General features: G+C 28.9%; 12 protein-coding genes. 5 read left to right on the plus strand and 7 right to left on the minus strand.

The features are described from left to right. Positions 1-165: 165 nt before the first annotated feature. The 3 genes from E6A48_RS02475 to E6A48_RS02485 all read right to left on the minus strand — a co-directional run bounded on the left by E6A48_RS02475 (position 166) and on the right by E6A48_RS02485 (position 4587). Positions 166-2127 carry a methyl-accepting chemotaxis protein gene (locus E6A48_RS02475; protein WP_219708389.1) on the minus strand — a complete coding sequence of 654 codons (1962 nt, stop codon included), beginning with the start codon at positions 2125-2127 and terminating at the stop codon, positions 166-168. A gap of 78 nt (positions 2128-2205) precedes the next feature. Continuing rightward, a complete protein-coding gene (locus E6A48_RS02480) occupies positions 2206-3600 on the minus strand; it encodes an MATE family efflux transporter (protein WP_219708391.1) in 1395 nt (464 codons plus the stop codon). Between the two features lie 21 nt (positions 3601-3621). Then, the gene (locus tag E6A48_RS02485) at positions 3622-4587 is read right to left on the minus strand and encodes a DUF3089 domain-containing protein (protein ID WP_219708392.1); all 966 of its coding nucleotides are present in this window, start codon (positions 4585-4587) and stop codon (positions 3622-3624) included. Between the two features lie 197 nt (positions 4588-4784). Here E6A48_RS02485 and recA point away from each other — a divergent pair, with 197 nt between their 5' ends. Both recA and E6A48_RS02495 read left to right on the plus strand, forming a co-directional pair. After that, entirely contained in the window at positions 4785-5975 is a 1191-nt protein-coding gene (gene recA, locus E6A48_RS02490; RefSeq protein ID WP_219708393.1) for a recombinase RecA, read from the plus strand. A 20-nt stretch (positions 5976-5995) separates the two neighbouring features. Continuing rightward, positions 5996-6505 carry a GNAT family N-acetyltransferase gene (locus tag E6A48_RS02495; RefSeq protein ID WP_219708394.1) on the plus strand — a complete coding sequence of 170 codons (510 nt, stop codon included), beginning with the start codon at positions 5996-5998 and terminating at the stop codon, positions 6503-6505. A gap of 56 nt (positions 6506-6561) precedes the next feature. Here E6A48_RS02495 and E6A48_RS02500 read toward each other — a convergent pair whose 3' ends face one another. The 4 genes from E6A48_RS02500 to proB all read right to left on the minus strand — a co-directional run bounded on the left by E6A48_RS02500 (position 6562) and on the right by proB (position 9465). Then, entirely contained in the window at positions 6562-6894 is a 333-nt protein-coding gene (locus tag E6A48_RS02500) for a preprotein translocase subunit SecG (protein WP_219708395.1), read from the minus strand. Between the two features lie 86 nt (positions 6895-6980). Further along, positions 6981-7715: a signal peptidase I gene (gene lepB / locus E6A48_RS02505; protein WP_219708397.1), complete on the minus strand. Its 735-nt coding sequence runs from the start codon at positions 7713-7715 to the stop codon at positions 6981-6983. Positions 7716-7749: 34 nt separating this feature from the next. Continuing rightward, positions 7750-8076, minus strand: coding sequence for an Asp-tRNA(Asn)/Glu-tRNA(Gln) amidotransferase subunit GatC (gene gatC, locus E6A48_RS02510; RefSeq protein ID WP_013244826.1), 327 nt, complete (start codon positions 8074-8076; stop codon positions 7750-7752). A gap of 243 nt (positions 8077-8319) precedes the next feature. After that, positions 8320-9465, minus strand: a complete 1146-nt coding sequence (gene proB, locus E6A48_RS02515; RefSeq protein ID WP_219708399.1) for a glutamate 5-kinase — start codon at positions 9463-9465, stop codon at positions 8320-8322. Between the two features lie 181 nt (positions 9466-9646). Here proB and rsxE point away from each other — a divergent pair, with 181 nt between their 5' ends. Genes rsxE through E6A48_RS02530 form a run of 3 tightly spaced genes read left to right on the plus strand, consistent with a single transcriptional unit; the run spans position 9647 to position 11736 of the window. Then, positions 9647-10294 (plus strand): electron transport complex subunit RsxE, encoded by a 648-nt coding sequence (gene rsxE / locus E6A48_RS02520; protein WP_014932673.1) that lies wholly within the window; start codon positions 9647-9649, stop codon positions 10292-10294. A gap of 2 nt (positions 10295-10296) precedes the next feature. After that, complete coding sequence (gene rsxA, locus E6A48_RS02525; RefSeq protein WP_219708401.1) at positions 10297-10878, plus strand: electron transport complex subunit RsxA; 582 nt, start codon at positions 10297-10299, stop codon at positions 10876-10878. Between the two features lie 36 nt (positions 10879-10914). After that, the gene (locus E6A48_RS02530) at positions 10915-11736 is read left to right on the plus strand and encodes an RnfABCDGE type electron transport complex subunit B (protein WP_219708400.1); all 822 of its coding nucleotides are present in this window, start codon (positions 10915-10917) and stop codon (positions 11734-11736) included. The last annotated feature ends 263 nt before the right edge of the window (positions 11737-11999 follow it).

Here is an 11999-nt window from a genome sequence, read left to right on the forward strand (position 1 = left end):
GAGTAAATCAAAAATACAAAATAACATAAAAGTTAGAATTTTTATTTATATATAAAAGATTATTAAGCGTGCGTTTTGAAAGGTATTTATATATAAATATAACAAAAGGGCATGTTTAATATTATAAACATACCCTTTTAATTTTAATAAATTTATTTTACTAAATTATTCTTCTTCTCTAAGTTTGAAATATTCAATAGATTTTGTTAAATCTCTAGACTCTTCTAATAGAGATTGTGAAGCAGCAGTAGCCTCTTCTACTAAAGCAGCATTTTTTTGTACAGAGCTATCCATTTCCATAATAGCTAAGTTTATTTGTTCTACGCCTCTTTTTTGTTCTTGTGCGGCATTATTTATTTTTTGCATAATGTCAGCTGCTTTATCCATTTTCTCTTCTAACTCTATAAATATACTTTGAGATTCTTTTACACTTTCAGTAGCCAAAGTAACTTTATCATTACTGTCATTAATAAGATTAGTAATATTTTTTACAGATTCTTGAGCATTCTGTGCTAAGTTTCTTACTTCACTAGCAACAACAGCAAATCCTCTTCCTTGTTCACCGGCACGTGCAGCCTCAACAGAAGCATTCAAAGCAAGTATATTTGTTTGGAAAGCTATATTTTCTATAAGCTTAGTAATATCCATAATTTTACCGCTAGCTTCATTAACATCATTCATTTTTATAACACTTTCTTTAACTATGTTTCCAACTTTATTAATATACTGTTTAGCCTCCATAACCATTTGAGAGCTTTTTAATACTCCATCGGCAGATTCATTTATATTACTTGCTATTTCATTCATAGAAGAAGCAGTTTCTTCCAAACTTGAAGCTTGCATTTCTGTTCTACTAGCAAGGTCATTGTTGCCACTCAAAACTTCATTTGCTGCAGTAGATACATGGTCAGCAGAGTTTTTAACAGTATTTACTATACTATTAAGATTATTTAAAGTATTTTGTATACCCTTAGCTATGACTCCCCATTCATCAGTTAATGCTAAAAATTGTGCTGGAGGACTCCAAGATATATCTCCATTTGATAGTTTAGTCATATCCTGTGCTAATAGATAAATAACATTACTTACTTTTTTCTTTATTATAAGAGGTGTAATTAAAAATGCTACAATCATTATAATTAATGAAATAATAATTATTCTATTTCTTATATTATTGCTTTCTCTAAATATAACATTGTTTGGAACAAGCAGTTTTAATCCCCAATATTGTCCTGATGTAAGTTCTAATGGTACAAATGTATATGTAACATTCTTTTTTAATTTTTCACTATAAGCAGAGAAGTTTGTTGCTGTTCCTTTATTAATTCCTTCCAATACATTATATTCTTTGTAATAATTATAAGCTGCATACAATTGTTTAGCTACATTATTAGTGTCTTGAGCATCATATAATATATTTCCATCACTATCAAATAAAGAAGCTTCTGCATTTTCAAAAGGCTGTATATTTGCAACCAAAGAATTAATAGAAGAAACTAGTATATCTACAGTAATAACACCAATAGTATTTCCATTATTTCTAATAGGTAGACACCAAGTAAAAATTAATTCTTCTTTATTACCAACTAATAAATACTTATATATAGGCGTAATATAAGGCTTTCCTGTTGATAATGGTTTTGTTATGTAATCTTCAGTTAATTCTTGAGCTGTAAAACCTCTAGATTCTTTTTGATTTCCGCTTCTAGCAATATAATAGCTAAATTGACCATTGGCAGCAGAATATTTTGGATCATTTACATAATTTATGTCATCATCTATGTAATTTGGCAAGAAAGTAATAGACATTCCACATACATTTGGATTCATTTTATCTAAAAAATTACTTATCATATTTTCGTATGCTATTCTTGTTCTAGTTCCGTCATTATATAAAGTTTCAACATCATATTGTAAACCTGTAGCGTATAATAACTCTTCTCTTAAGAAAAATTGTAATATAGTAGCTTCGCCTGTAGAACTTTGCTCAAGCACTTTATATGATAAATCTTTAGTGATAGTACTTACAGATTTTACATTAATAGCACCAGAAACAATAATCATCAGCAAAAATGGAATTAATATAACGGCACTAATTTTTACCTGCAAATTTAATTTTTTAAACATACTTCTCTCCAATATATTTTATAAAAAATACATATTTATATATTTTCGTCATTAGTTTTTTAAAATAAACTATATCTATTAAATAGTTGTTATTCTAAACTTTTTATCATTTTTTTCAATATTTTTTATAAGTTTTTTAAAGAAAATATAGAACATAGTTACAGTAGTTAATACGGCAATAATATCTGCTATAGGTTCAGCCAAAAGTACAGCCATAACCTTATTTTCAACAAATATTGGAAGTATAAAGATTAAAGGTATTAATAGTATTACTTTTCTTAAAATTGCCAAAAATGCTGAAATTTTAGCATTACCCAAAGCTACAAAAGTCTGTTGACATGCTGCTTGAGCTCCAAGTATAAGAGAGCTTGCCATATATATCCTTAAAGCCCAAATACTATAATTAATTAAAGTTTCATCGCTTGTAAATATTCTAACAAATAAATATGGAAAAAATATAGAAATTACCCACATTAAAGTAGAAAATATTATGCTACTTATAAGAAGTATTTTGAAAGTGCCCTTTACTCTGTCAATATTATTAGCTCCATAATTATAGCTTATTATAGGCTGAGAGCCTTGTGTAAGACCATATATTGGAAGAAAAGAAAATTGCATTATACTGCTTAATATAGTCATAGCACCAACAGCCAAATCTCCTCCATATTTAAATAAGGAAGTGTTAAAACATACAAATAAAATACTCTCTGTAAATTGCATAATAAAAGGTGAAAAACCCAATGCTAAACATGGGAGTATTACATTAGGAGATATTTTTAAGTATTTAATTTTTAATTTTAATAAAGTTTTTTTAGAAGTCATGAAATATAATATCCATAAACAAGATACAGCCTGAGATATTATAGTAGCTAGTGCTGCACCTCTCACATTCATATTAAATCCAAATATAAATATAGGGTCTAATATTATATTACAAATTGCACCTATTAAAACTGTAAACATGCTAGTTTTTGCCTTTCCCTGTGCCGTAATGAATGCATTTAACCCCAACGCCAATTGTACAAATATAGTTCCTATAGAATATATTCTCAAATATCTTAAAGCATAAATGATAGTATTTTCACTAGCACCAAAAAACATAAGAAGAGGCTTAGCAAATATCAATAAAAATATAGTAATTGTAATAGCTATAATTATTAAAGCCATAGCAGAGTTTCCGAGTATTTCTTCTGCTTTATCATAACTTTTTTTCCCCATCATAATTGAAGCACGTGGAGCACCCCCCATACTAATAAGATATGCAAATGCTGATACTGCCATTATTATAGGCATAGTAACTCCAACACCTGTTAAAGCAATAGCTCCAATGTCTTCAATATGTCCTATATACATTCTATCAACAACATTATATAAAACATTAATAATCTGTGCCAATATAGCAGGTATTGATAATTTAAATAATAATCTTCCGACAGGTTTAGTGCCTAATTCTACTTGTTTTGTATTTTCCATTAATTTAATATACCTTTATTTTTATTTCCAAAAAGCTCCGACTCTTTTTCTAGCATTTTCTTTTAAGTCATTATAGTATAATGCTATATCATATACATGATAATTGCCTTTTTCAAACATACCGTCAATATAAAAATCATCTGCATTAATAGAATCACATTTTATAACGCCTCTTTTTTTGTCAACTTTAGCACTTGCAAAATTTTTTACAATGTTATAATTAGTTCCAGCAAAAAAACAAGAGCCCAAGCTTTTTTCTTTTGGAGCTTCATCTTCTTCTAATGTCCATGTAATAGGGTTAATAGCTATAGCTCCTTCAAGAAGTGTAGGGTTATAACCATTAAATTCTGGGCTTTCTACATCATAAGAAATTATTACACCAGTATCATATTCTCCTTTCGCAAATCTTAAATGCGGATTTTCTATTAAATCATTTGTTGTAACAGAATATCCTATAATATATGCAGCAACCAATCTATTATTTAAGTTTTCATTAGTTTTGAAATAGTCTTTTAATATTTCTTTTATCATCATAGCACCTTGTGAATGCCCCATTAATATAAAAGGTTTATTGTTATTGAAATTTTTAATAAAATAATCGAATGCTGCTATCGCATCTTTTTTGGGTATGTTGTTAAAATATTTTTCTTTATTTTTTATATTATTGTTTGTGTCTAATATATATAGAGCATCTGCTTGTCTATAAAAAGGAGCATATATGTTTCCCACTTCTTCAAATACAGTGCTTTGAGATATTAATGCATTAGTAGCATTTTCTCTCATAGGCTTAAAATCTATAGGGCATACAAAGTCTTTATTAGTGCCTTCTCCATACCATACTGTTGGATATAGATAAAATATATCAACTTCATTATTTTTATCTTCTGATATTTTAAGCCAGTTGTTTTTATCAGAATAATCTATATTAGTTTCTTTACAGCTATAGAGTAAAATGCTTAATAGTAGTAATAATAACAATTTCTTCATAAATTAATTTCCTTAAATAACTTTCTTTTTATCGCGTATATTATAAATTATAATTTTATATTTTAAATAATTTTATTTGTATAAAACAATTATTTTTTAGTTTTATTTATAATAATATCTTGACAAAATAATGTATTTTTGTACAATATAATAAATTTTATAAATGATATTTAAGTTAATAATTTTTTGGAGAGAATATGGCTACTAAGAAGAAAGAAACAGCTGAAGTAAAAAAAGACGGTAAAAGCGAAGCAATAGAAGCTATTACCGACCAAATAAATAAAAAATACGGCCCTGGCTCTTTTATGAGGCTTGGAAGCAATAAAACGGTTAATGTTGATGTTATTTCTACAGGGGCATTAACTTTGGACCATGCTTTAGGAGTAGGGGGAGTTCCTCGCGGTAGAATTATAGAGATTTATGGGCATGAGGCTTCTGGTAAAACTACACTTACTTTACACATTATAGCAGAAGCTCAAAAGGCGGGCGGTTATGCTGCTTTTATAGATGCTGAACATGCTCTTGACCCAGTATATGCGAGTGCTTTGGGTGTTGATATTGACAATTTATATATTTCTCAGCCAAACTCAGGTGAAGAAGCTCTTGAAATATTAGAAAAAGTTGTATCTTCTACTGCTTTTGATATTGTTGTTGTGGATTCTGTTGCAGCATTAGTTTCAAAGGCGGAACTTGCTGGAGATATAGGAGATGCTCATATTGCTTTACAGGCTAGACTTATGAGTCATGCTTTGAGAAAACTTACTGCTATAATAAGCAATACTAATACTGCTGTAATATTCATTAACCAATTAAGACAAAATATTGCTACAACTGGCTATGGTGCTGGTCCTACAGAAACTACTACAGGCGGTAAGGCTTTGAAATTCTATTCTTCTGTAAGGCTTGATATTAGAAGAACTGAATGGATTAAAAAGGGTGATGATACTATAGGTCATAAAGTAAAAATAAAAGTTGTTAAAAATAAATTATCTTCACCGTTTAAAGTTGTTAATTTAGAGATAATATTCGGTAAGGGTATATCTTCCGAAGGTCTTTTAATAGATTTAGCTATGGAAGCAAAAATCATCACAAGAAGCGGTGCTTGGTTCTACTATAATGGAGAGCAGATTGCACAGGGTAAAGAGAAGGTAAGAGAACTTCTTGCAGCAGACCCTAAAATGCGTATGGAGCTTGAGATACAGATTAGAGAGGCTCTTAATATGGGTGGGGTAGACAAGGTTAAAGAAAAATTAGAAGAATATCTAGAAAATAAAAACCTTGCTGTTGATAAAAATCAAAAAGAAGAGAAAAAAGAAGAAGAAAAGCCTGTTAAAAATACAGATGACACTGATCTTTTAATGAGTGCTGAAGAAGCTTATAACGAATAAATAAAAAATTGAGTAACAATATGGATTTAATTATAAGAAAAGCTAATATAGATGATGTATTTTATATAAGCAAGCTTCATGCTATATGTTGGAAGCAATCTTATAAGGATATTGTATCAGAAGATTTTTTAAAAAAGATATATTTAGATGATTGGTGTGAGGAGTTTTCTGAGGGTATAAAGACAAAGACAAGAGAAGTGCATATTGCTCTTTTAGATGATAATGTTATAGGTGCTATATCTTGCGGTAATAATAGATACAACATAGAAAACTACGGAGAGATAATGTCTTTATATGTTCACCCAGTTTATCAAGGTTCTGGTATAGGCAGTGAATTATTAAATCATTGTATATCATATATGAAAGATAATGGGTATAAAAACTTATGTCTTTATGTTTTTGATAAGAATGAAGAGGCTAAAAGATTTTATATAAAAAACGGATTTAAAGATTCTGGTCAAAAAAAGATATTAAAAATAGATGATAATAATAATATAGAAGAAGCATTGTATATTTATGATAATATATAAATACTTCTTCTATTATTTATTTTATAATTAAATATTTCAATTCTTAAATTAAATAATTAATTATTAGTATTTAAATTAGTGTTTGGCAAAGCATTATTTGTTGCTGGCACTTGCTGTGTTGTTGGTATATTAGGAGTAGTAGTTGCTTGGTCGAAAGCAGTTTTTTGAGTGCTTATAGCCATAGATATAAGTAAAGCTCCTACGATAAATATTGTAGATAAAATAGTAGTTGCTTTAGTTAGAGCATTTCCTCTTTGGCTTCCAAGTACATTTGCTTGTGCACTAGAAAATAAACCTTCTGCTTTACCGCCTTGTATTATTATAAGTAAAAGTAGTAATACACAAATTATTGAGTAAACGATTATTCCTAAAGTTAGTAAAGCATTCATAAATATATATCCTTATAAAAAATTATAATTTTCAGTTTTTAATTGCGATATTATATCATTTATATAATATTTTTCAAGCATTTTATTTAATAAGATATAACCTTGCCGTCTATGAGTGAGAAATGAATACTGCCAAAATCTCTGCTGTCATAAGCATAATCTCTATTGTCTGATAATACAAAATATTCATTATAGCCTATAATATAAGGACCAAAATTATCCCTTGAAGATATATTGCTTTCGAGTATTCTATTATCTTTGCCAATATTTGCCCAAGGCTCATTTAATTCAGTTCCATTTATATATACAGTTTTGTTTTTTATTTCTATGGTTTCATTTGGAAGACCTATTACTCTCTTTACTAAATATCTTGTGTTGGATATATTAATATTTCCAAAAGTGAAAAAATAGACTGTATATGATATAAACTTTTTAAAAATATTTTCTTTTTTGCTTCTAGGATCAACTATAAAAACTATGTCGCCCCTCTCAGGTCTTGAAAATACTATAGTTTTTCCTGTTAGTTTTGATACGAAAGGTTTTATTGCAATTGCATATCTTAATTTTGAGGTAATAACCATTTTATTTGGTTCAATGGTATTCATCATAGTTGAACTTTTCATCTTATCAAAACGTACAAAAAGCGTAATAATTCCAAATAGTATAAATGCTATAATAAAACCTAAAATAAGCCTTGCTATGGTTTTATATAGTAAATTGTTGCTTCTATAATATATAAATATAAAAGGCTTTAATATTGCTTTTAATGCATTTTTCTTTTCTTTTTTTATGCTTTCTCTGTCATCATAAGAATAGTTCATTATGAGTATTTGAAACCTTGTTATAAATTATTTTTTAATTAGATTTTTTAGCTTGGTGTTCGCTGTTTTCTAAAGCAGCAGGTACAGCAGGAACTACTATATAGCCATATTCACCGCTTCTGCATAAATCCATTATCACTTCATTTTTTAAAGTGTCTCCTGCAACATCTTCTCTTAAATATTCAGGCAAATCAATGACATGATATAAAGGGTCTATATTATCAACATTTACATCAAATAATTCTTCTATAAAAGCTAAATCTTTATTTAATCTATTTAACATTTCATCTTTTTGATTATCTTCTATTTTTAATCTAGTTTGATATAAAAGAGCTTCTAATTCTTCTCTGTTAGTTGTCATAAAAAAAGTCCTCTTAGTTTTAATAATTAATAATTTAAATACTATATAATAAAAGTAATATTTTTGCAATATTTTAGATTATACTGAAAAAATGCATTTTGTCAAAATTTAGTTTTTATATTTTTATTAATATATTTATCAACTTTTCCAATATTCTCGCTACGGACTTCGTCAAAGTTTTTACCTATCGGGTAGGTTTCATAGTGGAGCTAATTCCCGCAAATAAAAAACTTAAAAATATTATTATAACAACACTATGTAGTCCCTTGTAATTAAAGCATCATAATTCTTGTAGCCTAATATCTCTAATATAGAGTCAGAATGTTTGCCTATTATCTTAATTGTATCTTCAGAGTTGTAATTAATAATACCTCTTGCAAACTCTTCACCGTCTTCATCTATAATACTTACAATGTCGCCTTTCTTAAAATTGTTTACAACCTTTGTTACGCCAATAGGAAGAAGACTTGATTCTTTTTCTATTATAGCTTTTTTAGCACCAGCATTAACAATAACCTTTCCTATAATAGTTGTGGCATAAGCAATCCATCTTTTTTTGGTGTTGAGTTCATTGTTTTCTTCTACAGGGTAGAATATAGTTTTTTCTTTTGTAGTGAATATATTATTTAAAATGTTTGGAGTTTTTCCATTAGCAATAATTAAACCGCATCCTGACCTTGTAACAATTTTAGCAGCCTGCAATTTTGTTTTCATTCCGCCTCTTCCGCCTTTAGAAGCATCAAGCCCTAAGCTTTCTATTTCTTTTGTAACCTCAAAAACTTCATGTATAAAATTAGCATTTGGATTAGTTTTAGGGTTATCATCATAAAGACCATTGATGTCAGAAAGTATTATAAGCAAATCAGCATCAAGCTCACTAGCTACTAATGCAGAGAGTTTGTCATTATCAGAAAAGCTTATTTGAGTAACATCGTATAATAATTTAAGCTCATCGCTTGAAACAGTGTCATTTTCATTTATTATAGGTATTACGTTATATTTTAATAATGTGTCTAAAGTAGAACGCAAATTTAAATATCTTCTTCTATTTGAAAAGTCTTCTTCTGTAAGCAGAATCTGTGCTGTAACAATATCAAACTTTGAAAATCCATCTTCATAAATAGACATAAGCTGTGATTGCCCAATTGCAGCACATGCTTGTTTTAGTGATACCTCGCTTAAATCTGTTGCATTAATCTTTTTCGCTCCCAATCCAACAGCACCAGATGTAACAACTAAAACTTCTTTTCCCATTTTTTTGTATTTAGCTATGGCTTCTATAAAAGAATATATTCTAGCTAAAGAAATATATCCTTCATCATTTCTTAATACATTAGTTCCGAATTTGAAAACTATTCTTTTTATGTTGTTTAAATCTATATTTTTCATGCAAAATATTATAATTAAAAAATAAAAAAAATAAAGTTAATAATTATAAATATTTAAAAATTATTGTTAAAAATTAGTGCATAATTATATTTTAGTAAATTATTTTCTTATGCTTGAAATTATACTTATATATGTTAAAATAATAGAAAATAATCTTAATTAAATCAGGGTTAAATTAATTATGAAAAATTCTAAAATCTTTATTGATGGAGTATGGAAAAATAATCCTACTTTCGTACAGATTCTTGGAATGTGTCCTAGTTTAGCAGTAACAAATAGTGTTATGAATGCCATTGGTATGTCTGTGGCTACAATATTTGTACTTGTTTGTTCATCAGCTTTAATTTCTATAGTAAAAAAGATTTATGCTAATGAAGTAAGAATTATGGGATACATTGTAGTAATAGCTGCTTTTGTAACTTTAACAGATATAGTTATGAAGGCTAAGTTTTACACTTTATCATTGGCATTAGGTCCATATATACCGCTTATCGTTGTAAACTGTATAATATTAGGAAGAGCAGAGGCTTTTGCTAATAAGAATGGTGTTATACCTAGTATTTTTGATGCTTTAGGTAATGGTGTAGGTTTCTTTATGGCTTTATTATTATTAGGTTCTATCAGAGAGATTTTAGGTAATGGTACTTGGCTTGGATTTGATATAGTTGGAACTGTAAGAGGTTTTGTTGAATCTGCTATGCCTTTTGCTTTGAATGCTTACAACGAAATTACTACTCCTTGGATTGTGATGATATTAGCTCCTGGTGCTTTCTTTACTTTGGGAGTATTAATAGCTATCAAAAGAACTATAGATGCTAGAGTGAGGTAATTATTATGAATTTAGTACTTCTTTTTGTTGCTACTGTATTAGTTAATAATTTTGTATTAACTAAGTTTTTAGGAATTTGTCCTTTCTTGGGAGTTTCTAACAAATTAGATTCTGCTGTGAGTATGGGTATTGCGGTTACATTTGTACTTGTACTTACTGCTGCTGTTAGCTGGATGATACAATATTATATATTAGTGCCTTTTAAAATTGAGTTTTTACAAACTATTTTGTTTATTATAGTAATAGCTGCTTTAGTACAATTTGTAGAGATGGTAGTAAGAAAGACTAGTGAGAGTTTGTACTTATCTTTAGGTATTTATCTTCCTCTTATCACTACCAACTGCTGTGTATTGGGTTTAGCTTTATTTGGTGTTTTATACAAATATAATTTTATACAAAATATAGTATTTGCTTTAGGTGCTGGTGTTGGTTTTACTTTGGCATTGGTTATAATGGCTAGTATTAGAGAGCGTTTAACTACTGCAAACATACCAGAAGCTTTTAAGGGACCTGCTATGCCTTTTATTACTGCTGGTATATTAGCACTTATATTTTATGGTTTTTCAGGTATCATCAAAATCTGATATTTCTGAGATTATTTTTATTAAAGGATAGTAAAAATGGTTACATCTATATTAGTGGCTTCAATATCTTCCGCTTTAATAGCTTTGATATTGGCTGTTTTATTAATATTTTCTTCTAAAATCTTTAGAGTTGAGGTTGATGAGAGAGTTACAGAAGTTACAGAAATGCTGCCTGGGGCTAATTGCGGAGGATGCGGTTATCCTGGTTGTGCTCAATTTGCTAAGGCTTTAGTTGCTGATGAAGCTCCTGTTGACGGCTGTTCTGTGGGAGGTGCTGCTACTGCTGAGGCTGTTGCTAAATATTTAGGTAAGGTTACTCCGCCTCAAAAAGAGAGAACTAGGGCTTATATATTCTGTCATGGACATAAGGATATAGCTAAATCTAGTCAGGTTTATAATGGAGCTCAGACTTGTGTTTCTGCTGTTATGGCTGGAGGAAACAAGGATTGTACTTATGGTTGTGTTGGTTTTTATGATTGTATGAAAGCTTGCGATTTTGGAGCTATTATAAAAGATGAAAAAACTGGTATGCCTGTGATTGTTGAAGATAAATGTGTATCTTGTAATGCTTGTGTGAAGGCTTGTCCGCAGAAGCTTATAGAGATTCACCCTGTAGCTCAAAAGTTTCATGTATATTGTAAATCTAAAGACAAAGGTCCTATTGCTAAAAAGGCTTGCGATAAAGCTTGTATTGGATGCAGCATTTGTGTGAAAAACACTAAAGAGGGCGGTATGAAAATGGACAATAATTTAGCTATAGTTAATTATGAAGATTATGCTATTACAGAAGAGAGTATAGCTAAATGTCCTACTAAAGCTATTACTGACGAGAGAGTTAATTCTATAGTGAATCTGTAATCAATAAATATTAATAATAAATTAACAAGGGTATGCTTGAAAAAGTATGCCCTTGTTTTTTTATATTGATTGAAATATATGATTGAATAAATATTTTGTAATTTTTATTTTGCGGGGACTAGCCCCCGTACCCCCCAGTTCTTTTGTTGGCACAAAGAACCAAAAAGACTGCATTTAATAAAGTCTAGCTTTTTATGTATAACAAAATATAAATATTATTTTAGATTGTATATTACAAAGATATAAAACTAAAACCTCGCACT

The sequence above is a fragment of the Brachyspira pilosicoli genome (genome assembly GCF_019402445.1).
Classification (GTDB): domain Bacteria; phylum Spirochaetota; class Brachyspiria; order Brachyspirales; family Brachyspiraceae; genus Brachyspira; species Brachyspira pilosicoli_B.